This is a genomic window from Arthrobacter sp. EPSL27, from assembly GCF_001512305.1.
Taxonomy (GTDB): domain Bacteria; phylum Actinomycetota; class Actinomycetes; order Actinomycetales; family Micrococcaceae; genus Arthrobacter.
The window spans coordinates 743,328-766,461 of the sequence record NZ_LNUT01000005.1 but is presented as its reverse complement, the minus strand read 5'-3'; the positions used below and the strand labels follow the sequence as shown (position 1 = coordinate 766,461).

The window sequence follows — 23,134 nt, the reverse complement described above, 5'->3', positions numbered from 1 at the left end:
GCCCGACGGCGGGACCGGCGCCCCAGTCTGTGCTCCCGGTCAGTGCTCCTGATCTGTGCTCCCGGTCAGTGCAGGTCGTCGTGGTGGATGCGCTCGTCGAGGTGCCGCAACGGTTCCCCGCTTCCGCTCCACTGCTTGGCGATGAATTCCGCGGCGATGGACACCGCCGTCTCCTCGGGGGTGCGGGCCCCCAGGTCGAGTCCCACAGGGCTGTGCAGCCGCGCCAGCTCCTCGTCGCCCAGGCCGGCCGAGCGCAGCCTGGAGATACGGTCTGTGTGCGTCCGGCGCGATCCCATGGCACCGATGAAGGCGACCGGCCGGCCCCGCAGGGCCACCTCCAGCAGCGGGATGTCGAATTTCGGATCGTGGGTGAGGACGCACATCACGGTCCGCTCATCCACCAGGCCCTGTTCCTCCTGCTCGGCCAGGTAGCGGTGCGGCCAGGCGTTGACCACTTCGGCGGCGTCGGGAAAACGGGCGGGCGTGGCGAAAACGGCCCGCGCGTCGCACACCGTGACCCGGTACCCCAGGAAGGTGCCGAGCCGGGCAAGCGCGGAAGCGAAGTCGATGGCGCCGAAGACCAGCATCCGCGGCGGCGGGGCGTAGCTGGCGAAGAACACCCGCATGCCCTCGTCCAGCCGCTCCCCGTCGGGGCCGTAGCTCAGGATGCCGGAGCGCCCGGCGGCCAGCAGGCCCTGGGTGTCATCGCCCACGGCGTGGTTGGCCCGTTCCGAACCGAGGTTCCCCTCGAAGCCGTCCGGCCGCACCACCAGATGCCTGCCGAGCCAGCTGCTGTCCGGGTGCTCGATGACCGTGGCCACCCCCACGCGGCGCCCGCCGTCGATGTCCGCACGGACGGCGTCGAGCTCGGCGAAGCTCTGCTGCGACACAGGTTCCACGAAGATGTCGATGATCCCGCCGCAGGTCAGCCCGACGGCGAACGCGTCGTCGTCGCTGATGCCGTAGCGCACCAGGACGGGCGTGCCGTCCGCCTTGACCTGGGTGGCCAGCTCAAACACGGCACCCTCGACGCAGCCGCCGGAGACCGAGCCCACCGCTTCCCCGCCGGCCGTGACCAGCATGGCCGCGCCGGGCAGCCGCGGGGCTGACTTAAAGGTGCTCACCACGGTGGCCAGGCCGGCGGTCTCACCCTTCCGCCAGCCCGGCATCAGGGCTGCCAGGACGTCACGCACGGCCGGTCTTCAGCCTCCCGACAGCCCGCACCAGCCGGAACGCGGAGCACCGGCCCGCCCAGTAGGATACGCAGGCCACCACGGCCACGAGCGCCAGGACTTTCCCGGGGCTGGACAACTGATCCGCCGCCATCGATTTCGCGAGGCTGAGGGCATCCAGGCTGGAGGCGGCCGGGGCAGCCGTACGGGCCGGTGCGGGAGCGGCTGCGGGCACAGCCGCCGGCGGCACGCCCGGGAGTTCGGCGGCCGGCGCCGGGGGAGTCGGTGCGGCTACCTTGGCCGACGCGGCCTGCGCTGCGGCAGCCTCCGACGCCGGCACAGGCTCCGGCACGGCTGCTTCCGGTCCTCCTCCCGCGCCTGCTTCTCCTCCCGCGCCTGCTTCTCCTCCCGCGGACGGGGAAGCGATCATGGCCTGCAGGTTCTGCGCGAACAGGGCCATCATCTGCTCGGTCACGCTGCCGATCACGCCCTTGCCCATGGCGGCGGCCTTGCCGGAGAGGGAGAGGTCGGCGCTGACGGTGCCGCGAGTGGTGCCGCCGGCCTCTTCCGCCAGCTGCAGCGTCACTGTGGCTTCCGCCGTGCCCTGCCCGCGGGTTTCCTGGGCCTTACCGCCGAGGACGGCGCGGTGTTCGGCGGCGTTGCGCTCGATGACGTTGAGCAGCCCCTTGTACTGCATGTTCACCGGGCCCAGCTTGACCGTCATCCCCACCTGGTAGGCGTCGTCGGAGAGCTTGTTCAGGATCTTGGCGCCCGGGACGCAGCCGGCCACGCGTTCGAAGTCCATGATGGTGTCCCAGACGGTGTCGATCGGTGCGACGACCGAAAAAGCGCTGTCTATCTGCATGAGTTTCCTCTTTCCTTCAGTGATGTCCGGCCGCCGCCGCGGATTGCGGCCGCCACTGCAGCCAGTGCCGTGTAGCTGTGCCCGCTCACGAACGTGTCGCAGAACGGCAGGGCCGCCGCCATGCCTCCGGCCAGCGGCTGGTACCCGGGGGCGGCCTTGCGCGGGTTGACCCAGATGATGGTGTGCGCCAGGCGCCGCAGCCGGGCCATCTGTGCCGCGACGGATCCGGGGTCCTCCTGGGCCCAGCCGTCCGAGAAGATCACCACCACCGCTCCGCGGGCCAGGCCGCGGCGGCCATGCTCGTCCACGAAGCGCCGGATGCTGTCCGCGATCCGGGTCCCGCCGGACCAGTCCGGCGCGGAGTCGGCGGCCCGGGCCAGGGCGTCGTCCGGGTCGCGCAGCGACAGCTGCCGGGTCAGGCGCGTCAGCCGGGTGGAGAACACAAACGCCTCGGCGCCGGCCGTGGCCACGGCGCCCTGCAGCAGCGCGACGAAGATCCGCGCGTACGGCTCCATCGACCCGGACACATCGCACAGCATCACCAGTTTGCGGCGCTGCTCGCGGCGCCGGGCATACAGCAGCCGGGTGGTGTCGCTGCCCGAACGCCGGGCGGCGCGGACCGTGGCCCGGACATCCAGCCGGGCGCTGCTGTGGGCGGATTTGCGGGTCCGGCGGCTGCGGCGCGTCGGGGTGGCGAGCAGCAGCCGGGCCGCCAGCCGCCGGATTTCCAGGACTTCATCGTCCGTGAGCTGGGCGAACGACGTCGCGTGCAGCCGCTCCTCGGGGGAGGTCATGGCCAGCACGGCTTCCCGCCCGGGGGCCTGGTCCCCGCTGCTGTCCGGCCCGGCGGACGCGACTGCCGGCACCGTCCGGGGGTGCGCGGGCGCGCGTCCGGGCGCGCGGTCCTCGGCCGGGGACGGGCGGGTGCGGGCATCCGCCTGGACGGACGGCGCCGGCGCGGGGGCCGCGGCGGCCCGGTGTGGTGCGGCGGGGTCAAAGCCGCCGCGGAACACAGCGGCGAAGACGGCGTCGAACACCGGCAGCTGGTCACGCGCGGACACCAGCACCACGCGGGACGCCCAGTAGAGCTTCCCGACGTCGGCGGGCGGGACCAGGCGGAGGGCCTCGGCCAGCCGGACGGCCCGGTCCGGCGAGCAGGACAGCCCGGCCCGGCGGAGGGCGGTGATGAACGCCGCAGACAGGGCGGCCGCCTCCACTGCGGGGGCGGCAGCGGCCCCGGTGTGCTGGGTCCCGGCCATCAGCGGCTCACCCGTCCGTGCCGGCCACGAGCCAGCCGGCCCCGCGGGCGCCGACCAGTTCCAGGTCGTCTCGGTTCTTGACGATCGAGCCGAGGGTCCGGTCCGCCGTCGCGGCGTCGATGTGTCCGATGCCCAGCACGGCGAGCGCCGACACCCAGTCGATGGCCTCGGAGATCCCGGGCGGCTTGGCGAGGTCCAGGGTGCGCAGCCTGGTGATCACCGCGGCGGCCTGCAGCGCCAGCGGGCCGCTGCTGGCCGGCACCTTGCGGCGGACGATTTCGGCGATCCGTTCCGGGCCGGGGTAGTCGATCCAGTGGTAAAGGCACCGCCGGGTCAGGGCGTCGTGCAGGTCCCTGGTGCGGTTGGACGTCAGGATCACGATTGGGGGGTGGGTGGCGCGGATGGTGCCCAGTTCGGGAATGGTCACCGCGGATTCGGCCAGCAGTTCGAAGGTGAACGCCTCGAACTCGGCGTCGGCGCGGTCGATCTCATCCAGCAGGAGGACCGCCGGGCGCGGGCCGGGATGCTCGATGGCCTGCAGCAGCGGCCGGCGGAGCAGGTACTCGGGGGAGAAGAGGTCCGTTTCGGTGACCGCGGCGTCACGCACTTCCGCCAGCCGGATCCCCAGCAGCTGCCGCTGGTGGTTCCACTCATAGAGGGCCTCGCCGGCGTCGATCCCCTCGTAGCACTGCAGCCGGTACAGGGGCGTGTCCAGCAGCTCGGCCAGGGCCTTCGCCGCCTCGGTCTTGCCCACGCCCGCCTCGCCTTCCAGCAGGATGGGCTGCGGCAGCCGGACGGCCAGGAACAGGGCTGTGGCCAGTCCGACGTCGGCCAGGTAGTCATTGCTGTCCAGGGCTGAGACCAGGGTGTCGACGTCGGGAATCCGCCGCTGGACGTCCTCCTCCGCGCCGGTGCGCGCCGCTGTGCTCACTGGGCCCCCTCCAATGCGGCCAGGACCCGGCGGTAGTCCTCGTCCGTGTCCACGTCCAGGGGTACGGTGCCCGGCACGGGGAGTTCGACGACGTCGGCCGCCCGCTCTGCCAGCATCCGCCAGACCGCCTTGTCGCCGTGCAGGGCGGCCAGCTCCGGGAACATCCGCCGGGTGAATGCGAGCGGGTGCCCGACGCCGTCGTCGTACCGGCAGACGGCGATCCCCGGGGCGCTGCGGCCTGCGTCCGTTCCTGCCGCGAACAGGAGCTCCGCCAGCGCCCGTGCGGTGGACGCCCGGACTTCCGGCTGGTCACCAAGGAGAAGGACGACAGCGTCCGTGTCCGGGCGGAGCGCGGCGATGCCGGCGGAGATAGAGGAGGAACACCCCTCGCCGAAGTCCGGATTGAGCACGATGTCGCAGCCGGTGGTGTCGACCGTGCGCTGCACCTCCGCGGCCGAGCCGCCGAGGGCCAGCACCGTCTGGTCGAAGCCGCAGTCCCGGGCGGTCGCCAGCACGGCGTCGAGGAGCACGCCCCGCCCGTAGGGGAGGAGCTGCTTGGGCCGGCCCAGGCGCCACGAGGCCCCGGCCGCCAGGATCAGCCCTGCCGTCCGGTGGTGTGCGGGCGGGCGTTCAGGGAGTGAGGGCATAGCGCTCCGGATCTTTGCGGAAGGCGGCGCGGCAGCCGGGGGAACAGAAGTACACGGTGGCACCGTTGTGCTCGAGCTGCAGGGCGGATTCCCCCACGGTGACCGTCATGCCGCAGACGGGGTCGGTCGCCGTCGCCGGGGCATCCTCCGCCGGAGAAACTGCTGCCACGGTCACGGGCAGCGGGGCGGCGTGCCGGGCTTTGGCCCGCTCCTGGACCAGCTGCGCCAGGATGGACAGCGCAATCTCCCCGGGGGTGCGGGCGCCCAGCGGCAGCCCGGCCGGGGTGAACACCCGCGAGCGCTGCGCCGGGTCGACGTCGAGGGATTCCAGCACCGCGGCGCCCCGGGTGCCGCTGGCCACCAGCGCCACGTACGGGACGCCAGCGCGCAGGGCAGCCTCCAGTGCGGCTTCCTCGGCCTTGCCGTGGGACGCCACGATCAGCGCGGCATCATCCGGCCGCGGTTTTGCGGACTCCCCGTCGGTGAGTTCCATGGCCAGGCCCACGCCGGCGCCGAGGGTCTCAAGGGCCTGCGCCACCGGAGTGGTGCCCACCACCAGCACCCGCGGCGCGGGAACGCGCGGCTGGAGGAAAATGTCGATCGCCCCGCCGCTCAGGCAGGGGTTGGACACCTCCACCGCGCCTTCCCCCGCGCTCCGGGACGGTTCACCGGGCACCACCCGCAGCAGCAGCGGCTCCTGGGATTCCAGGACCTGCAGGCTGTACTCCCGTACGGAGGACTCGACGCAGTTTCCGCCGACGAAGCCGCGGATGTCGCCGCCGGGCAGCACCAGGGCGGTGTCGCCGGCGTGGGCGCTGGTGGGGCGCTGGGCCCGGACCACGGTGGCGTGCACGAACGGCTCGCGGCGGGAGGCCAGGTCATCGGCCAGGGCCGCGAGGGAATCTTGGGTCGGCGCCATGTCAGATCGGCGGCCTTGCCCGGCCCTGCATGGCGGCCCACACCCGGGCCGGGGTGCAGGGCATGTCCATGTGCACCACCCCGTAGGGTGCCAGCGCGTCCACGACGGCGTTCACGATCGCCGGTGGTGAGCCCACCGTGGCCGACTCGCCGATGCCCTTGGCCCCGATGGGGTGGTGCGGCGACGGGGTGACCGTGAAGCCGGTCTCCCAGTCCGGCACTTCCATGGCGGTGGGGATCAGGTAGTCCATGAAGGACCCGCCCAGGCAGTTGCCGTCGGCGTCGAACTCGATGATCTCCATAAGGGCCATCCCGACGCCGTCGGTCAACCCGCCGTGCACCTGGCCCTCGATGATCATCGGGTTGATCCGGGTGCCGCAGTCGTCCACCGCGATGAAGCGGCGCACCTTGACGTGCCCGGTGCCAGGATCGACGTCGACCACGCAGATGTACGCGCCGAAGGGGAACGTCAGGTTCGGCGGGTCGTAGGTCACCTCCGCGTCGAGGTTGCCGTCCACACCTTCCGGCAGCGTCATGGTGCCGTGGGCGGCCATGGCGATTTCCGAGATGGTCTTCCCTGCGCTCGGATCGCCCTTGACGTACCAGCGGCCCTTTTCCCATTCGAGGTCGTCCGGCCGGGTTTCCAGCATGGCCGCCGCGATCAGCTTCGCCTTCTCCCGCACCTTGCGGGCGACGAGCGCGACGGCGCCGCCGCTCACCGGCGTCGAACGGCTGCCGTACGTGCCGAGGCCGAACGGGGTCTGGTCCGTGTCGCCGTGGACGACGTCGATGTCCTCGGGCGGGATGCCGAGTTCCTCGGCGACGATCTGCGCGAACGTGGTCTCGTGGCCCTGGCCCTGGCTTTGCACCGAGAGGCGGACCACGGCCTTGCCGGTGGGGTGGACCCGCAGTTCGGCGCCGTCGGCCATGCCCAGGCCCACAATGTCGAAGTGCTTGCGCGGGCCGGCGCCCACGGTCTCGGTGAAGAAGGAGATGCCGATCCCCATCAGTTCCCCGCGCTCCCGCTTTTCCTGCTGCTCGCGGCGGAGGTCGTCGTACCCGGCCAGCTGCATGGACAGCCGCATGGCCGGTTCGTAGTTGCCGGAGTCGTACACCCAGCCGGTCTTGTTGGCGTAGGGGAACTGCTCGGGCTTGATGAAGTTCTTCAGCCGCAGTTCGGCCGGGTCCATCTCCAGCTTGCGGGCCAGAATGTCCACCATCCGCTCCACGAGGTACACGGCCTCGGTGACGCGGAAGGAGCAGGCATAGGCCACCCCGCCCGGCGCCTTGTTCGTGTAGACACCGGTGACGCTGCAGTACGCGGCCTTGAGGTCGTAGCTGCCGGTGAAGATGGAGAAGAAGCCGGCGGGGTTCTTGGTGGGCTGGGCGGTGGCGTTGAACGCGCCGTGGTCGGCCAGGACGTTGGTGCGCAGCGCGAGGATCTTCCCGTCCTTGGTGGCCGCAATCTCGCCCTGCATGATGTAGTCGCGGGCGAAGGAGGTGGACATGAGGTTCTCGGAGCGGTCCTCCATCCATTTGACCGGCTTGCCGGTAACGATCGAGCCGACGACGGCGAGAATGTAGCCGGGGTAGATGCCCACCTTGTTGCCGAAGCCGCCGCCGATGTCCGGGGAGATGACGCGGATCTTGTGCTCCGGGATCCCCGCGACGATCGCGAACAGTGTCCGGTGCGCGTGGGGCGCCTGGGTGGTTTCGTAGAGCGTCAGTTTGCCGTCGACGGCGTCGAAGTCGGCGATCGCCCCGCAGGTTTCCATCGGGGCCGGGTGCACGCGGGGGTAGACCATCTCCTGGGCCACCACGACGTCGGCGCTCGCGAAGACCGCCTCGGTTTCGGCCTTGTCGCCCATCTCCCAGTCGAAGATGTGGTTGTCCGTGCGGCCCTCGATCTCGTCGCGGATCACCGGGGCATCGGCGTCGAGGGCCTTCCGGGCGTCGATGACCGGGGGCAGGACGTCGTATTCGACGTCGATCAGCTCCAGCGCGTCGCGGGCGGCGTAGCGGTCCTCCGCCACCACGAACGCGACCTCCTGGCCCTGGAAGCGCACTTTGTCGGTCACCAGGACGGCCTGGACGTCCGCGGAGAGTGTCGGGGCCCAGGCGAGCTTCAGCCCCAGGAGGTCGTTGCCCGTGATGACGGCGTGGACCTTTGGGTGGGCCAGGGCGTTGGTGGTGTCGATGGAGACGAGCCTGGCGTGCGCCACGGGGGCGCGCAGGATGGCGCCGTGCAGCATGCCGGGCAGCACGATGTCGTCGAGATAGTTGCCTTTGCCGCGGACGAAGCGCGGATCCTCTTTCCGCTGGATCCGGCCAAAGCCGATGGGGCGGTCCTCGTCGCCGGCCGCCGGGTTGCCGGGCCGGTCGTGGATGACGGTCATGCCTTCACCTCTGCGTCTTTCGTTTCCGCCGGGATGTCCTTGATGACGGTGTCCGTGCCGTCGAGGACCTCGTCCGCGTCGGCGTCGCTGTCGCCGCCCGCCGGGTGGGCCGCTGCCCACTGCACGGAGCGGACGATCGTGGCGTATCCGGTGCAGCGGCAGATCTGGCCGGAAATGGCCTGCCGGATCTCGGTGGCGTCCGGATGCGGGTTCTTGTCGAGCAGGGCCCGCGCCGTCAGCATCATGCCGGGGGTGCAGAACCCGCACTGGAGGCCGTGTTCCTCCATAAAGCCCTGCTGGACCGGATCCAGCGTGCCGCCGCTGGCCAGCCCTTCGACGGTGCGGACATCATGCCCGGCGGCCATGGCCGCGAGCACGGTGCAGGACTTCACCGGCTGGCCGTCCAGGAGGACCACGCACGTCCCGCAGTTGCTCGTGTCGCAGCCCCAGTGGGTGCCGGTCAGGCCCAGGACCTCGCGGATGTAGTGGACCAGGAGCACCCGGGGTTCAATGTCCGAGGTGACGTCGTTGCCGTTGACGGTCATGCTGATCTGCATCGCTTCAGCCTTCCTGGGTCTGGGCGGCGCGGGCACAGGCCTGTCGCAGGACCCGCCGGGTGAGTTCGTCGGCGAGGTGCCGCTTGTAGTCGATCGGGCCGCGCTGGTCGGCCACCGGGTCGCAGGAGTCCGCGGCGAGCCGCGCCGCCGCAACGAACAGGTCCTCCCGGGGCTGCTGGCCGCGGAGCAGTTCCGCGGTCCCGGGAACGGTATGGTCGAGCCCCAGGGCTGTCAGTCCGACGGCGGCGTCGGCAATGCTGCCGTCCTCCGCGAGGGTGACGGCCGCGCCGGCGGCCCCCACCGCCCAGTCGCCCACCCGGCGTTCGACCTTCGCGTATGCGCTGCCCGACCGCGGCCGGATGGGGATGCGGACCTCACACAGCAGTTCGTCCTGGCCCACCGCCGTCTCGTAGGGGCCGCGGTGGAACTCGGCCATCGCCAGGGTGCGCTCGCCGGCCGGGCCCCGGATCACGGCTTCCGCCCCCAGCACATTGCAGACTGTGGACAGGTCCTCGGCCGGGTCGGCCTGGCAGAGCGATCCTCCGATGGTGCCCCGGTTGCGGACGACCGGATCGGCGATCACGGCTTCGGCGTCCCGGACGATGGGGAAAAGGGCCGCGATTTCCTCCGACTCCAGGAGGGTGGTGTGGCGGGTCAGGGCGCCGATGCGCAGTTTGCCGCCGTCGCGCAGGATGAAATCGAGTTCGTACAGGTCGTTGATGTCGATCAGCCACTCGGGCCGGGAGAGCCGGAGCTTCATCATCGGCAGGAGGCTGTGGCCCCCGGCGACCACCCGTGACTCCGGCCCGTGCCGGGAGAGGAGCTCCAGCGCGTTGTCCACCGATGTGGCCCGCACGTAGTCGAAAGGAGCCGGAATCTGCATAGTCCCCACCTCACTCCAGGGCGCTGGCAACGTCGCGCAGCACCGGTGTGCGGCCAGTCTTGCCCCGCCCGATACGGAGTGTCAATATCGAGATAAGTGAAAGGTTATGACGCCGTGCCGATGACGCTGAGCCAGCTCCGCACGTTCGCCCTGGTCGCCCGGCTGGGGTCCCTCCACGCTGCCGCGGAGAGCCTTGGAGTCAGCGAACCGGCAGTGTCCGCAGCCCTGGCGGCGCTCCGCCAGGACCTGGGCGACCCCCTGTTCGTGCGCGCCGCGGGCGGCATTGCGCTGACCCCCGGCGGCCGGGCACTGGCCGACTATGCCCAGGACATTGTGGGGCTGGCGGACCAGGCCCGCTGGGAAGTCTCCAACGCCACGAACGACGCCGGCCGGCTGAGGATCGCCTCGACGGCGCCTTTCGCCGAACACGCGGCGGGCCGGCTGCTGGACCTCTTCACCAAGCGCGTCCCCGGTGCGGCGGTGGATGTGGTGGTCGAGTCGGCGGAGGACCTTGCCTCGCTCCTGCAGGAGCGGGCGTACGACATCGCCCTCGGCGCCCGGCCGGCGGCCCCCACCGGGAATGGAGTCGCGGAGGGTGGGCTGGAGAGCGTCGCGTTCCTGCGCTACCAGCGCGTCCTGGTGGCGGCGGCGGGCCATCCGCTGGCCCGGCTGCCCGGCCCGGTGTCCGCCGCCCGGCTGCTGGACCGGCCATGGTTCGCCGGGCCCGCGGGGATCCAGGAGAGCTCGGAGGAGGGCCGCTGGCTGGCGTCGGCAGGACTGGTGCCGGAGATCATCCGGCTGAGCAGCGAGACCGAGGCCCTGGCGGCGGTGCGGGCGGGGGAGGGGATCATGCTGGCCCTGGGCCACATTGTCCGGGGCGAGCTCCAGGGCGGGGTCCTCGCCCGGCTGCCGGTCGTCGGCACCCCGGTCACCGGCCTGTGGTGGGCCACCACGCTGGACCACCGCCGGACCACCACCATGGCCCGGACGCTGCAGCGGTTCGCGGGCACGGCGGACGCGACCTCTGCGATGGTTGCCCCCGGCGGCTCACGCGGCCTGGAGCGCCGCGGGTCGAAGTTCCACGTGGCGCTGTGGAGCTGACGCAGCCAGGGTCCCCGTGTCGCGTTGCGGAACGCAGGTGTCGGTGCTAACCCTTGTGGGGGTACGCGATCGACTGACGCGCCCTACGAAGAGGAGTAACCATGACTTTGCCCCGGGACGAAGATAGTGCGCTGCGGCACTGGAGCGCCCGCCTGATCCAGGCGCTGCAGATCCTTGACCTCGAAATCGACCAGGAGAAAATCGTCCAGGTCGCGGACGAATCGGTGAAGGCTGTCGGACCGCACGCGGATGCCATCAGCGCCTTCATCGTGGGCTACGCGGCAGGCACCGCGTCGACCGAGGGCCGGAAGGGCACCCACGAGGCAGTGGAGGCAGCATCGAACAAGGTCCTCGAACTGTGTGAGCAGGGCGAGTCCGGCGGCCCCGACGAAAAGGGCTGGGCCAAGCGCGCCCAGTAGCCCCGGAGGCGCTTCCGGCCCGGTAGCCCTGTGTGGGTCCGGGCCGGAGGCACTACTGGGTCCGGCCCCTAGTGGGTCCGGGCCGGGCTGGCGGCCAGGCCGGCCGAGCTGTCGGGGGTCTGGTCCTCACTGGGCTCCAGCCGCACAATCACGGCCTTGGACACCGGGGTGTTGCTGCCCTCGGCGGTGTGGTTGAGCGGCACCAGCACGTTGGCTTCCGGGTAGTAGGCGGCCGCGCAGCCGCGCGCGGTGGGGTAGGAGACCACCCGGAACTTGCGGACCATACGCTCCTCGCCGTCCTTGTACTCGCCGCGGATGTCCACGAACATCCCGTCCGCCAGCCCCAGTTCAGCGATGTCCTCGGGGTTGACGAACACCACGTGGCGGCCCTTTTTGATGCCCCGGTAGCGGTCGTTGTGGCCGTAGATGGTGGTGTTGAACTGGTCGTGCGAGCGCATGCTCTGCAGGATCAGCGTTCCCTCCGGCCGCTCCACCGGCTCCAGTTGGTTGACGGTGAGCACGGCCTTGCCGGTGGGGGTGGGGAAGGTGCGGGAATCCCTGGGCCCGTTTGCCAGGATGAAGCCGCCTTCCTGCCGGATGCGCTCGTTGTAGTTTTCGCAGCCGCCCACCACCCGGGAAATGTGGTCGCGGATGAGGTCGTAGTTCTTCTCGAACCCGTCCCAGTCGGCCTTGACCTTGTCCCCGACCACCGCCTTGCCGAGTCGGCTGATGATGGCCGGTTCGGAGAGCAGGTGGTGGGAGACCGGTTCGACGCTGCCCCAGGAGGGGTGCACGGCGCAGACGGTGTCCTCGACGGAGACGAACTGCGGGCCGGATTCCTGGATGTCGATCTCGCTCCGGCCCATGGTGGGCAGGATCAGTGCTTCCGCGCCGGTCACCGTGTGGGACCGGTTGAGTTTCGTGGAGATCTGCACCGACAATTCGGTGTTCTCCATGGCCGCTTCGGCCGCATTCGTGTCCGAGATGGCGCCCACGAAGTTGCCGCCGAGGGCCACGAACGCCTTGATGCCGCCGTCGCGCATCCTGTTGATGGTTTCCACGGCGTCCACGCCATGTTCGCGCGGGGGCTCGAAGCCGAATTCCTCGCCGAGGGCGTCCATGAACGACTGCGGCATCTGCTCCCAGATGCCCATGGTGCGGTCGCCCTGGACGTTGCTGTGTCCCCGGATGGGGGACGCGCCGGCGCCGGGCTTGCCGATGTTTCCGCGCAGCAGGAGCAGGTTGATGATCTCCTTGATGGTTGCCACGCCCTTCTTCTGCTGCGTGATGCCCATGGCCCAGGTGATGATGACCCTGTCGGCCTTCAGGTAGCGGGCGGCGAGCTCATCGATTTCCTCGGTCCGCAGTCCGGTTGCCTCCAGGACGGCCTGCTCGTCGAGCAGGCTCAGGTGCTCTTTAAGGTCCTCAAGCCCCTCGCAGTGCTCTTCGAGGAACGCGTGGTCCAGCACGGTGCCCGGGTTCCGGGACTCGGCGTCGAGCACGCGCTTGGAGAGGGCCTGCAGCAGCGCCATGTCCCCGCCGATGCGGATATGCAGGAACTGGTCCGCGATCTGCGTGCCGTGGCCCACGATGCCCTTGACCTTCTGCGGGTTCTTGTACCGGCGCAGCCCGGCCTCCGGCAGGGGGTTGACGGCCACGATTTCGCCGCCGTTCTCCTTGCACGCTTCCAGTTCGGTCAGCATGCGCGGATGGTTGGTGCCCGGGTTCTGGCCCATGACGATGATGAGGTCCGCGCGGGCGTAGTCGTCGAAGTTGACCGTCGCCTTGCCGATGCCGATGGTCTGGCCCATCGCCCAGCCGGAGGATTCGTGGCACATGTTGGAGCAGTCCGGCAGGTTGTTCGTGCCGTAGCCGCGGACCATGAGCTGGTACAGGAAGGCAGCCTCGTTGGACGTGCGGCCGCTGGTATAAAAGGCCGCCTCGTCGGGGGAGTCCAGGCCCTTGAGCTTGTCCGCGATGATCCGGATCGCCTCAGGCCAGGAAATCGGCTTGTAGTGGTCCTCCCCGGCCGGCTTGTGCACCGGCTCCGTGAGCCGGCCCTGCATCCCCAGCCAGTACTCGGAGTGCTTCCGCAGTTCACTCACGGAATGCTCGGCCCAGAACCCGCTGGGGATCACCACGGGCGTGGCCTCCCAGGTGACGGCCTTCGCGCCGTTTTCGCAGAACTCGAATGCCTTGCGGTGGCTCGGGTCCGGCCACGCGCAGCTGGGGCAGTCGAAGCCGCGTTTCTGGTTCATGGCCAGGACGGTCTTGCGGGTGCGGTTCAGGCCCATGTGCTCAATGGCGGGCTTCATGGAGTGCAGCACGCCGGGAATGCCGGCGGCCCAGTCCTTTGGACCGTCTCCGGCCACGAGGTCCTTCTCGTCGTTTTCCTCGACCTGGGGATTCTTGCGCGTCACGTGAACTTCCCTTCATCAACTACCGCCCGCTCGGGCCGGCGCGTCCTCTACCAAGCACCCTACCGTTAGGCCCATCTCAGGCCTATCAGCTGGACCCGGGGTCCGCAAGGTGTCCGCTGTCGACGCCGGCCCCGCCGTTCCGTAGCATGACCGCTACGGGCGGACCATCGATTTCATCGGCGAATGTCTGCGGCCGGACACCGGCGACGGCAACCCAGGAGCAGGAATGAAACGGACGACAGTAGTGTGGACGGCAGCGACGGGGCGGCCGCGGGCGGCGAAGGGCGCCGGGAGGAGCTCGCCGCCTACCGGGGCGCCTTGGCCGCCAACCTCCTCTTGAACGCGACCTGGAGCTGGCTCTTTTGGCGGTCCCGCCGTCCGTGGCTGGCCGCCGCAGAGTGCGCCGTGCTCACGGCGAGCAGCGCCGACCTGGTGCGGCGGACCTACCGGCTGCACCGCGGCGCCGGGGCCGCCCTGGCCCCTTATGCGCTGTGGTGTGGCTTCGCCACCGTGCTGTCGGCGGCAATCGCCCGGCTCAATCCGGGTGCGCGCGGCGGCAGCTAGCGGCCGGCCCGGGTCAGCGCTCCGCCACCAGGGTGTCGCGGATTTCGCGGCGGAGGACCTTGCCGATCAGCGAGCGGGGCAGGGAATCGAGCACCACCACCCTGCGCGGCACCTTGTAGGCGGTGAGGTTCTTCCGGGCGAATGCCAGGAGCGAGTCCGGGTCGAGGGTGGTTCCCGGGATCGGCACGACGGCGGCCACCACGTCCTCGCCGCCGCCGGGGCGGGGCAGCCCCACCACCGAGACTTCCGCAACGCCGGCGAACGTGGCGAGAACGTCCTCCACCTCGCTGGGTGAGACGTTAAAGCCTCCGGTGATGATCAGCTCCTTGATCCGGTCCCGGATCGTCACGAAGTAGTCGTCGTCCACGGACACGATGTCCCCGGTCCGGAACCAGCCGCCGTCGAGCAGCGCATCCTCGGTCTCCTCCGGACGGTTCCAGTAGCCGGCGAACACCTGGGGCCCGCGGATCAGGAGTTCCCCCTCGTCGCCCGGGGCCCGGTCCAGCGCGGTGTTCTTCGGGTCCACCACCCGGATGTCGGTCAGCGGGAACGGCACCCCGACGGTGCCCGGCTTGCGGGTGGGGCCGAAGGGGTTGCCGATCGCGATCGGGGACGTTTCGGTCAGGCCGTAGCCCTCGATCAGGTATCCTCCTGTGGCCTTCTCCCAGGTGTCCACGGTGGATGCCGGGAGGTTCATGGCCCCGGAGATGGAGAACCGGATGCTTTCGAGCCCGATGCCCCGCCCGGCCGCCGCGGCGGCGATCCGGTCGTAGATGGGCGGCACGGCGGGGAGGAAGGTTGCCGGGGATTTCCTCATCGCCTTCAGCACCAGGTCGACGTCGAACTTGGGGAACAGCACCAGTTTCGCGCCGATGCTCAGCGCAAACGTCATGCAGAGGGTCAGCCCGTAGGCGTGGAACATCGGCAGCACCGCGTACACGGTTTCCCGGCCGTCCTGGAGCCCCGGTACCCAGGCCCTGCCTTGGGCGGCGTTGGCCTGCAGGTTCGCGTGGCTGAGCATGGCCGCCTTGGGCAGGCCCGTGGTGCCGGAGGTGTACTGCAGCACGGCGAGGTCCCCGGCGGCCGGGCGCGGATGCCTTTTCCTGAGCTCGCCGGCGTTGAGGAGCTCCCGCCACGGCAGCACCGGGCGCACCGCGGGGGCCGGGCCGCCGTGCTGGTCGCCTTTGCCCACGGTCAGGGCGGCGCGGGACTTGCGGGCCGCCGTCACGGGAAGCCGCAACGCCAGCCGCTGCGCGAGCGGCATCTCGGGGATCAGCTCGACCGACACGATGGTGCGGAGCCGGACGTCGGCCGGCAGCTGCCGGACCCGCTCCACCGCCTTGTCCCAGACGATCGCGACGACGGCCCCGTGGTCCTCGAACTGGTGGCGCAGTTCCCGGTCGGTATACAGCGGGTTGTGCTCGACCACGACGGCGCCGAGCCGGAGGGCGGCGTGGAAGGCCACCACGTGCTGGGGGCAGTTCGGCATGACGAGGGCCACCCTGTCGCCCGCCTTGAGGCCGAGCTTCTGCAGGCCGGCTGCGGCCCGGCTGATCTGGGTGCCCAGCTCGCGGTAGCTGGTGCGGGCGCCGAAGAATTCCAGTGCGGTCTTCGAGCCGTAGCGGCGCACGGAGCGGTCCATGAGGTCCACCAGCGAACCTTCGGGCAGGGCCGGGCTGGCGGGGACTCCCGGCCCGTAGGAACGGGTCCACGGGCGGTCCGCCCAGCCGCCGGGCCCCGGGCTGCCGGAGGTTGTGCTGCCCGCTGTCCGCGTCGATTTCTTCTTCATGGTCGTTCCTTGCCGCTGGATCCGCAGGGTGGTAGCCGGCCAAACAGCCCGCCGGAAAAGCCTACCCGTGCCGGGGCGGCCGTGCGGCGGCCGCGCCCGTCCGCCGCCTGCGCAGGCTGCCTGCTCCGTCCGGCTCGGGGCCGCGGCCTTCGTGACTTTCGGCCCTAGGGTCGGCTGAGGACGCGGGCGGAAGCTTGGGGGTACATCACGTGCGCGGGCCAGCAGTGATCCTGCGTGTGGATGCAGGTCTTTCCATGCGGAAGCGGGCGCACCATGAAGCATCAGCAGCCGACCCTGCGGTTCCTCGGCGCCACCGACACCGTCACCGGCTCCCGGTATCTGCTGGAGGCCGGCGGCAAGCGGGTGCTGGTGGATTGCGGGCTGTTCCAGGGCTACAAACGCAGCCGCGACCGGAACCGGCAGCCCTTTCCCGTCCCGCCGCACTCCATCGACGCCGTGGTCCTGAGCCACGCGCACCTGGACCACACCGGCTACGTTCCCGCGCTGGTCCGGGACGGGTTCAGCGGGCCCGTCATCGCCACGGACGGCACCACGGACCTCTGCAAGCTCATCCTGCCCGACAGCGGCTACCTGCAGGAAGAAGAAGCCCGGTACGCCACACGCCGGGGATCAACCCGGCACAGCCCGGCACTGCCGCTGTACACCGCAGCCGACGCGGTGAAGTCCCTCAACAGTTTCAAAGTGCGGGATTTCGATGATCCGCTGGACCTGGGCGGCGGCATGGAAGTGACGTTCGTGCCGGCCGGCCATATCCTCGGCGCCGCCCAGGTCCGGGTGCGCGTCGGCCCGCACTCCGTGCACTTCACCGGCGACCTGGGCCGGACGGACGATCCGCTGATGCACCCGCCCCGGCCCCTGGGGCAGACCGACGTCCTCGTCACGGAGTCCACGTACGGCAACCGTGTCCACTCGCCCGTCGACCCCGAACAGCAGCTGGGGGAGATCGTCAGCCGGGTCGCGAAGCGCGGCGGTGTGGTCCTGTTCGCCGCGTTCGCCGTCGGCCGCGCGGAGACCCTGATGCTGCACCTGTCCCGCCTCCGCAGCAAGCACCTGATCCCGGACATCCCGGTGTACCTCAACAGCCCCATGGCCATTGATGCGTCCGGGATGTACCAGCGCCACCCCGAGGAACACCGGCTCAAGGAGCAGGAATACCTGAACATGTACAAACTGGCCAGGCTCACCCGCTCGGTGGACGACTCGAAGCTGCTGAACCTGCGCGGCGGCCCGATGGTCATCATCTCCGCCAGCGGAATGCTCACCGGCGGCAGGATCCTGCACCACCTCGCCGCCTACGGCCCCGACCCGAAGAACGCCGTGGTCCTCAGCGGCTACCAGGCCGGCGGCACCCGGGGCGCCTCCCTCGCAGCCGGCGCACGCGAACTCCGCATCTACGGCGAGGACGTCAAGATCCGGGCGGAAGTGATCCAGATGGAAAACCTCTCGGCGCATGCCGACGCGGACGGGATCATCGCCTGGCTCAGGACCGCAGAGAGGGAACCCCGCATGACCTACATCACGCACGGCGAACCGGAGGCCTCGGATGCCCTGCGGCTGAGGATCAAGCACGAGCTGGGCTGGCGCGCCCGGGTCCCCGAGCACCTCGAAAAAATCACCCTCGAGGACCCGCAGTGACATCCGGCGTCAGGAAATCCCAGGTCCTGGCCGAGATCCACTCCCTGGCCAGGCCGCTGAAAACGGACCGGGACCTCAACGGGCTGGTCCGGCGCGCCGCCGACTGCCGGTTCGTCGCCGTCGGGGAGGCTTCCCACGGCACGCACGAGTTCTACACCTGGCGCGGCACCCTCAGCCGCCGCCTCATCGAAGAAGACGGCTACACGTGGATCGGTGTTGAAGGGGACTGGCCCGACTGCTGGCGGATCAACAGCTGGGTGCGCGGCGAAACGGGGCGGGACCAGGGCGTCCATGCCCTGCTGGCCGGGTTCGGGCGCTGGCCGACGTGGATGTGGGCGAACGAGGAAGTCGCCGCGTTCCTGGACTGGCTGCGGAGCTGGAACCTCGCCCGTCCGGCGGACCGGCGGGTGGGCTTCTACGGGCTGGACGTGTACTCCCTGTGGGATTCGCTCCGCGAGATCATCCGCTGGCTGAAGGAGAACGACCCTGGCGCCGTGCCCGCGGCCCTGCGCGCCTGGGAGTGCTTCCAGCCCCACCACGAGGACCCGCACCAGTACGCCTGGAGCACACGGCTGGTGCCGCAGACGTGTGAGCCCGCCGTGATCGCCCTCCTCACCGAAGTCAGGTACCGGGCCTCGGCCCCGGACGGCCACGACGACGCCGCATTCGGGGCGGTGCAGAACGCCGAAGTGGCGGCGAACGCCGAGCACTACTACCGGATCATGGTCCGCGGCGACCGCCAATCCTGGAATGTCCGGGACCACCACATGGCGGACACCATCGACCGGCTGAGCAGGCACCTCGGACCGGACTCCAAGGGGATCATCTGGGAGCACAACACCCATGTGGGCGACGCCCGGGCCACCGACATGGCCCAGGACGGCCTGGTCAACGTGGGGCAGCTGCTGCGCGAGCGGCACGCCGCGGAGGGCGTGCTGCTGGTGGGGCTCGCCTCCCACCGGGGCGAGGTGATCGCCGCGGACGCGTGGGGGCGCCCGGAGCGGATCCTCCCGGTTCCGCCGGCGCGGCCGCGCAGCCACGAGGACTTCCTGCACGAGGCCCTGGGCGTGGCGTCTGTGCTGGAGTTCGGTGAGGACAGATCCGGGCCGTGGCTTTCCTCGTGGCTTGGCCACCGGGCGATCGGGGTGGTCTACCATCCGGAGCGGGAGCTGGGCAACTACGTCCCCACCCGGATCGGTGACCGCTACGATGCGCTGATCTGGTTCGAACAGACCGCCGCGCTGCGGCCGGTCCACCATGAAGGGCCGCCGCGGGAACCGGAGTTTGAGACCGAGCCGACCGGCTTCTAGCCTGCCGCCTTCCCGTCCGCCGCTTGCGGGGTTGCGGGCCTGCGCAGCATCACGACGGCGGCCGGGACGTACCAGAGCAGCGGCACCAGCCGCAGCGCCGTCGTCAGGCCGCCGGTCGGGGACAGCGGGCCGGCCACCGGCACCAGCGAGAGCACCGAGACGAACGACGCCCCCGCCGCCGCGGCCGCCGTCCAGCCCAGCCACAGCGGATAGGCCCGCAGCCGCAAGGACACCAGCGCGATGGCCAGGAACATCACACCCGCCGGCAGATTCGCCAGGTTCAAGGTCACCAGGCACAGATCGGCGACGGCGGCCGCGACGTCGGGCGGAACGCGGCCCTGGGACGGGAGGGTCAGGGTAATCTGCGCGGCCTGGCCCAGGATGTTCAGGCCCACGGCCAGTGCCCCGGCGCCAAAGGCGATCACCGACACGGTCCCGGGCGCCGGTTCGGCGCACCGCAGGCGCGCCCGGACGAAGCCCAGAAACCAGAGCAGCGCGGCGGAACTGAACACGAACAACAAGCTCTGGGCGAGAATCGGGACGCGGTTCGCCGCCAGGTACTGCGCGTAGCCGGGGTCCGCGGCGTCCGGCCACGGCCCGGTCAGGGCGCTTTCCAGCAGGCCGCCGGCGATGCCCAGGCCGGCGGACAGCAGGCCGCTCACGGCGCCGGTGCAGCGGAACGCGCCGGCGGGCGGGTCAGGATGCCGGGCGGTACCCCGCAGTCCAGCGTTGAGCTCCATGGCCCGAAACTAGGCACCAGGGCAGCCCGGGGTGAGGGGCTTAAGGCCCTAACCGGCGTTAAACCCCGCGGAGCACACTAAATGTGCCGGCGGACTGCAGCGCTGCCGCCCGTGTCATGCGATGCAGGATCCACCGCTCCCGGCCAGGGAGCCGGAAATGGGCGCACCGAAAAGGCGCAAAACCTAAGGTCAGGAATCAGAATGAGCAAACCAATCGTCGTCGGGACTAACGGTTCAGCCGGCAGCGAGGCCGCGCTGGCCTGGGCTCTGGAGCGGGCGGCCGCGTACAAACTGCCGGTCACCATCATCCACGCCGTGGACGACAGGTGGATCTCCCCGGATTTCCAGTACCACGAACTGATCCGGCAAGCGGGCATGGAACTGCTCCAGAAAGCGCAGGCCGACGCCCGCGGGCAGGCGCCCGGCGTGGAGGTGGACATCCAGCTGCGTCACGGCAGCGGCGGCTCCGTGCTGCGGGAGGTGTCCAAGGAAGCGTCCATGGTGGTGGTCGGCGAACACGACAAGCACTGGATGGACGGCGGCCCGCTGACCGACCGTGCCCTGCAGATCGCCTCTGCGGCCGAAATCCCTGCGGCTGTGATCCCGTTGAAGCGCGGGGCCGGGAACAGCGGCGTGGTGGTGGGCGTGGACGGCTCCGAGGAATCCCTGCAGGCGGTGGACTTCGCGGCGTCCGAAGCGGACAAAGGCGGCGACGAGCTCACTGTGGTGCTCGCGTTCCGCCGGCCCTCCCGCTGGGTCGAGAACCAGCTGCCGAAAAGCGGCCTCGCGGAATCCATCCTCGAGGAGGACCGGATTGTCCTGGCCGAGTCGGTCGCCGGCCTGGCGGACAAGTATCCCGACGTCGTGGTCCACCAGCGCCTCGAGACGGACGCCGACCCCGCACGGGCCCTGGTCGACGCCGCCAAGGACGCCCGGCTCCTGGTCATCGGCAGCCGCGGCCGCGGCGGCTTCTCCCGGATGATGCTCGGCTCCACGGCCCACGCCGTCCTCCTCAACGTCCCGTGCCCCACCATCGTGACGCGGGTCCACAAGGTCAAGCACGAGGACTGACGCGCCGCACAAGGAAAGGCCGCGGGGAGGACCCCTGTACTGAAGTGGACCAGCCCGCGGCCGGACCCTTGAGACGGTGCCGGGCCGATGGGAGGATTAAACGGTGGAGCCCTTCTTCGACTTTGCCGGCAACTTCTGGTGGCTCATTTTTCCGCTGAGCGGACTGTTCGGTGGCTGGGCCCGCTCATGGTCCAAGGCCAGCGAACGCCGGCACCGCCGCCGGGTGGAGCTCTACCAGCTCCGCAACCGCGCTGCGGAGGTGGAACACGCCAGCCGGTCCCAGATCCGGCACCTCATGGACAGCCACGACTCCGTCAACCGGCGGTGGCTGGACTACGAGCTTGACGTGGGAAAACTCATCGACTTTCCGGTCATGACCGATGTCCGGGAACCACTCACGGTGGCCTTCCTCCGCGCCAAGCGGCTGGCGGACAGCCTGCGCCCGGACGCCCCGGAAAACATCACGACGGCGGCCGGCCTCGCTGAATACCGCGAGGCCGTGCACAGCTACGAACTGGCCTTTGACGTCGCCGAGCGGGAGGCCCGGCGGATCAAGGACGGCAACTTCACCGGACCGGAACGGGAACGCCTGGCAACGGCCCGGAAGCTGCTGAGGATCGCCTCGGACGCCGCGGCCACCCCCGCGGAACGGCAGACGGCGTACAAGCGTGCACGGCGCGAACTGGACGGGCTGATCGTGCTGCCTGACGCCACCTTGGCAGCGCTGGAGGCCAAGATCGCCGGGATGATCGATGTCGGAAGAATGCCCGGCCTTCCGGGCTGATGCGGCGGCCTTCCCGGCTGACGCGCCCGCCTGTCCGCACCGGCGCTTGTTTTGCCCTGCTGCCTTTCGCACGTACGCTTTAACGCGTCAGGCTGCTTTGCTGAACGCCGCACGTCCTCCCGGAAAATCTTGGATGGCCATCGCCGGCAACGGGGAACGAGACCGCTGACCGTCAACTCTGCAGATTGGGCAACAGGTGGAAATCACCATCATGGTGGCGCTGGTTATAGCGCTGGCACTTTTCTTTGACTTCACCAACGGATTCCACGACACCGCCAACGCGATGGCCACGCCCATCGCGACCGGCGCCATCAAACCCAAAACGGCAGTCGCCCTCGCGGCAGTGCTGAACCTGGTGGGCGCCTTCCTCTCCACGGAGGTGGCCAAGACCGTGTCGGGCGGCATCATCAAGGAAGGCTCGGATGGGGTCCAGATCACCCCGGACATTATCTTCGCCGGGCTGATGGGCGCCATCCTCTGGAACATGATCACCTGGCTGAAGGGGTTGCCGTCGAGTTCCTCGCACGCACTCTTCGGCGGCCTGATCGGCGCCGCCATTGCCGGCATCGGAATCCACTCGATCAACTTCGAGAGCCTCATGCAGAAGGTGATCCTCCCCGCGATTTTCGCCCCGATCATCGCCGGCGGCGTGGCGTACCTGTGCACCCGGCTGGCCTACGCGCTGACGTCCCGCCACGACCCGGAATCGGGCACCAAGCTCACCCAGAAGCGCGGCGGCTTCCGCACCGGCCAGATCTTCACCTCCAGCCTGGTGGCCCTGGCCCACGGGACCAACGACGCGCAGAAGACCATGGGCATCATCACGCTCGTGCTGATCGCCGCGGGCACCCAGGAGCCGGGGACCGGACCGCAGTTCTGGGTCATCGCCTCGTGCGCCTTCGCGATCGCGATCGGCACGTACTCCGGCGGATGGCGGATCATCCGCACCATGGGTTCCGGCCTGACTGAGGTCAAGCCGGCCCAGGGCTTCGCCGCCGAATCCAGCACCGCCTCCGCCATCCTCGCGTCCTCGCACCTCGGGTTTGCGCTGTCCACCACGCAGGTGGCCTCCGGCTCCGTCATTGGCTCAGGCATGGGCCGGCGCGGCACCACCGTCCGCTGGGGCACCGCCGGACGGATCGCGCTCGGCTGGCTCTTCACCCTCCCTGCCGCCGGCATCGTGGGTGCACTCACCGCGCTGCTGGTGATGACCGGCGTCGTGGGCGTCATCATCGCGGCGGCGGCCGGGACCGCCGCCGTGCTGTACATGTTCCTGTATTCCAAGAAGTCCCATGTGGGGCACCACAATGCCGTTGCGGTCGAGGAAGCCGGCCAGGCTGTGCGCTTCCGGAAGAAGAAGAAGAAAGCCATGTCAGCGAGCACGGCCAAGGACGAGCCGAAGGGCGAACTGTAATGAAGTGGCTTGAACTGGTGCAGGTGGCGGGCGCAACGCTCGTCGCGGCAGTGACCGTTGTGGTCCTGTATTCCCTGGGGGTGCGCCTGACCGCGATCGCCGGCGACGTGACGGAACAGAAGCCGGCCTGGCTGCGGCCCCTCGCGTACGTGTGCTTTGGCCTCTGCGGTGCCGCCGTGCTGTTCGGGCTGTACCTGATCATCCCGTACTTCGGCGGATAACCGGCGTACGCTGGGGC

Annotated in this window: 21 protein-coding genes; 9 read left to right on the top strand and 12 right to left on the bottom strand. The window is 70.1% G+C overall.

Going from position 1 to position 23,134, the window contains the following annotated elements; genetic code table 11:
* Positions 1–65: 65 nt before the first annotated feature.
* The 9 genes from AR539_RS14430 to AR539_RS14390 are packed head-to-tail and all read right to left on the bottom strand — an operon-like array spanning position 66 to position 9,628.
* A complete protein-coding gene (locus tag AR539_RS14430; protein ID WP_066438256.1) occupies positions 66–1,193 on the bottom strand; it encodes an XdhC family protein in 1,128 nt (375 codons plus the stop codon).
* Entirely contained in the window at positions 1,186–2,037 is an 852-nt protein-coding gene (locus AR539_RS14425; RefSeq protein WP_066438255.1) for an SRPBCC family protein, read from the bottom strand. The genes AR539_RS14430 and AR539_RS14425 overlap by 8 nt, the downstream gene beginning before the upstream one ends.
* Positions 2,028–3,296, bottom strand: a complete 1,269-nt coding sequence (locus AR539_RS14420; protein ID WP_066438253.1) for a vWA domain-containing protein — start codon at positions 3,294–3,296, stop codon at positions 2,028–2,030. Before AR539_RS14420 ends, AR539_RS14425 begins: the two co-directional genes overlap by 10 nt.
* Positions 3,297–3,303: 7 nt before the next feature.
* Positions 3,304–4,227, bottom strand: a complete 924-nt coding sequence (locus AR539_RS14415; protein ID WP_066438251.1) for an AAA family ATPase — start codon at positions 4,225–4,227, stop codon at positions 3,304–3,306.
* Complete coding sequence (locus tag AR539_RS14410) at positions 4,224–4,874, bottom strand: nucleotidyltransferase family protein (protein WP_066438248.1); 651 nt, start codon at positions 4,872–4,874, stop codon at positions 4,224–4,226. Before AR539_RS14410 ends, AR539_RS14415 begins: the two co-directional genes overlap by 4 nt.
* Positions 4,858–5,793, bottom strand: a complete 936-nt coding sequence (locus AR539_RS14405) for an XdhC family protein (RefSeq protein WP_066438245.1) — start codon at positions 5,791–5,793, stop codon at positions 4,858–4,860. The genes AR539_RS14410 and AR539_RS14405 overlap by 17 nt, the downstream gene beginning before the upstream one ends.
* Before the next feature lies 1 nt (position 5,794).
* Positions 5,795–8,188: an aerobic carbon-monoxide dehydrogenase large subunit gene (locus tag AR539_RS14400; RefSeq protein ID WP_066438243.1), complete on the bottom strand. Its 2,394-nt coding sequence runs from the start codon at positions 8,186–8,188 to the stop codon at positions 5,795–5,797.
* The gene (locus AR539_RS14395) at positions 8,185–8,745 is read right to left on the bottom strand and encodes a (2Fe-2S)-binding protein (protein ID WP_066438239.1); all 561 of its coding nucleotides are present in this window, start codon (positions 8,743–8,745) and stop codon (positions 8,185–8,187) included. Before AR539_RS14395 ends, AR539_RS14400 begins: the two co-directional genes overlap by 4 nt.
* A 4-nt stretch (positions 8,746–8,749) precedes the next feature.
* Entirely contained in the window at positions 8,750–9,628 is an 879-nt protein-coding gene (locus AR539_RS14390; protein ID WP_066438237.1) for an FAD binding domain-containing protein, read from the bottom strand.
* A gap of 96 nt (positions 9,629–9,724) precedes the next feature.
* On the opposite strand from AR539_RS14390, the gene AR539_RS14385 reads away from it, so the two are divergent.
* Positions 9,725–10,729, top strand: coding sequence for a LysR family transcriptional regulator (locus tag AR539_RS14385; protein WP_231728620.1), 1,005 nt, complete (start codon positions 9,725–9,727; stop codon positions 10,727–10,729).
* Between the two features lie 101 nt (positions 10,730–10,830).
* Positions 10,831–11,148, top strand: a complete 318-nt coding sequence (locus tag AR539_RS14380) for a DUF6457 domain-containing protein (RefSeq protein ID WP_066438230.1) — start codon at positions 10,831–10,833, stop codon at positions 11,146–11,148.
* Between the two features lie 68 nt (positions 11,149–11,216).
* On the opposite strand, the gene AR539_RS14375 is transcribed toward AR539_RS14380, so the two are convergent.
* The gene (locus AR539_RS14375; RefSeq protein ID WP_066438223.1) at positions 11,217–13,568 is read right to left on the bottom strand and encodes an FdhF/YdeP family oxidoreductase; all 2,352 of its coding nucleotides are present in this window, start codon (positions 13,566–13,568) and stop codon (positions 11,217–11,219) included.
* 183 nt (positions 13,569–13,751) lie between these two features.
* Here AR539_RS14375 and AR539_RS14370 point away from each other — a divergent pair, with 183 nt between their 5' ends.
* A complete protein-coding gene (locus AR539_RS14370; RefSeq protein WP_082699377.1) occupies positions 13,752–14,132 on the top strand; it encodes a TspO/MBR family protein in 381 nt (126 codons plus the stop codon).
* Between the two features lie 13 nt (positions 14,133–14,145).
* Here the strand turns inward: AR539_RS14370 and AR539_RS14365 are convergent, their stop codons facing one another.
* Positions 14,146–15,921 carry a long-chain-fatty-acid--CoA ligase gene (locus AR539_RS14365; protein ID WP_066438221.1) on the bottom strand — a complete coding sequence of 592 codons (1,776 nt, stop codon included), beginning with the start codon at positions 15,919–15,921 and terminating at the stop codon, positions 14,146–14,148.
* Positions 15,922–16,194: 273 nt separating this feature from the next.
* Between AR539_RS14365 and AR539_RS14360 the strand changes: the two genes are divergently transcribed.
* Together AR539_RS14360 and AR539_RS14355 are read left to right on the top strand one after the other, a co-directional pair.
* The gene (locus AR539_RS14360; RefSeq protein WP_066438219.1) at positions 16,195–17,577 is read left to right on the top strand and encodes an MBL fold metallo-hydrolase RNA specificity domain-containing protein; all 1,383 of its coding nucleotides are present in this window, start codon (positions 16,195–16,197) and stop codon (positions 17,575–17,577) included.
* Positions 17,574–18,887 (top strand): erythromycin esterase family protein, encoded by a 1,314-nt coding sequence (locus AR539_RS14355; RefSeq protein ID WP_066438216.1) that lies wholly within the window; start codon positions 17,574–17,576, stop codon positions 18,885–18,887. Before AR539_RS14360 ends, AR539_RS14355 begins: the two co-directional genes overlap by 4 nt.
* On the opposite strand, the gene AR539_RS14350 is transcribed toward AR539_RS14355, so the two are convergent.
* Positions 18,884–19,627: a hypothetical protein gene (locus AR539_RS14350; protein WP_066438214.1), complete on the bottom strand. Its 744-nt coding sequence runs from the start codon at positions 19,625–19,627 to the stop codon at positions 18,884–18,886. The genes AR539_RS14355 and AR539_RS14350 overlap by 4 nt on opposite strands.
* A 201-nt stretch (positions 19,628–19,828) precedes the next feature.
* Here AR539_RS14350 and AR539_RS14345 point away from each other — a divergent pair, with 201 nt between their 5' ends.
* From AR539_RS14345 to AR539_RS14330, 4 genes are all read left to right on the top strand, one after another.
* Positions 19,829–20,698 carry a universal stress protein gene (locus AR539_RS14345; RefSeq protein WP_066438211.1) on the top strand — a complete coding sequence of 290 codons (870 nt, stop codon included), beginning with the start codon at positions 19,829–19,831 and terminating at the stop codon, positions 20,696–20,698.
* A 103-nt stretch (positions 20,699–20,801) separates the two neighbouring features.
* A complete protein-coding gene (locus AR539_RS14340; RefSeq protein ID WP_066438209.1) occupies positions 20,802–21,482 on the top strand; it encodes a hypothetical protein in 681 nt (226 codons plus the stop codon).
* 196 nt (positions 21,483–21,678) lie between these two features.
* Complete coding sequence (locus AR539_RS14335; RefSeq protein ID WP_066438207.1) at positions 21,679–22,896, top strand: inorganic phosphate transporter; 1,218 nt, start codon at positions 21,679–21,681, stop codon at positions 22,894–22,896.
* Positions 22,896–23,117, top strand: a complete 222-nt coding sequence (locus tag AR539_RS14330; protein ID WP_066438202.1) for a hypothetical protein — start codon at positions 22,896–22,898, stop codon at positions 23,115–23,117. Before AR539_RS14335 ends, AR539_RS14330 begins: the two co-directional genes overlap by 1 nt.
* Positions 23,118–23,134 lie beyond the last annotated feature (17 nt).

What these genes read in the sequence shown, in the direction of transcription:
- AR539_RS14425 (WP_066438255.1), bottom strand. Translation starts at nt 2,037, where the DNA reads ATGCAGATAGACAGCGCTTTTTCGGTCGTCGCACCGATCGACACCGTC.
- AR539_RS14420 (WP_066438253.1), bottom strand. Translation starts at nt 3,296, where the DNA reads ATGGCCGGGACCCAGCACACCGGGGCCGCTGCCGCCCCCGCAGTGGAG.
- AR539_RS14410 (WP_066438248.1), bottom strand. Translation starts at nt 4,874, where the DNA reads ATGCCCTCACTCCCTGAACGCCCGCCCGCACACCACCGGACGGCAGGG.
- AR539_RS14405 (WP_066438245.1), bottom strand. Translation starts at nt 5,793, where the DNA reads ATGGCGCCGACCCAAGATTCCCTCGCGGCCCTGGCCGATGACCTGGCC.
- AR539_RS14400 (WP_066438243.1), bottom strand. Translation starts at nt 8,188, where the DNA reads ATGACCGTCATCCACGACCGGCCCGGCAACCCGGCGGCCGGCGACGAG.
- AR539_RS14395 (WP_066438239.1), bottom strand. Translation starts at nt 8,745, where the DNA reads ATGCAGATCAGCATGACCGTCAACGGCAACGACGTCACCTCGGACATT.
- AR539_RS14390 (WP_066438237.1), bottom strand. Translation starts at nt 9,628, where the DNA reads ATGCAGATTCCGGCTCCTTTCGACTACGTGCGGGCCACATCGGTGGAC.
- AR539_RS14380 (WP_066438230.1), top strand. Translation starts at nt 10,831, where the DNA reads ATGACTTTGCCCCGGGACGAAGATAGTGCGCTGCGGCACTGGAGCGCC.
- AR539_RS14370 (WP_082699377.1), top strand. Translation starts at nt 13,752, where the DNA reads ATGTCTGCGGCCGGACACCGGCGACGGCAACCCAGGAGCAGGAATGAA.
- AR539_RS14365 (WP_066438221.1), bottom strand. Translation starts at nt 15,921, where the DNA reads ATGAAGAAGAAATCGACGCGGACAGCGGGCAGCACAACCTCCGGCAGC.
- AR539_RS14360 (WP_066438219.1), top strand. Translation starts at nt 16,195, where the DNA reads ATGAAGCATCAGCAGCCGACCCTGCGGTTCCTCGGCGCCACCGACACC.
- AR539_RS14350 (WP_066438214.1), bottom strand. Translation starts at nt 19,627, where the DNA reads ATGGAGCTCAACGCTGGACTGCGGGGTACCGCCCGGCATCCTGACCCG.
- AR539_RS14345 (WP_066438211.1), top strand. Translation starts at nt 19,829, where the DNA reads ATGAGCAAACCAATCGTCGTCGGGACTAACGGTTCAGCCGGCAGCGAG.
- AR539_RS14330 (WP_066438202.1), top strand. Translation starts at nt 22,896, where the DNA reads ATGAAGTGGCTTGAACTGGTGCAGGTGGCGGGCGCAACGCTCGTCGCG.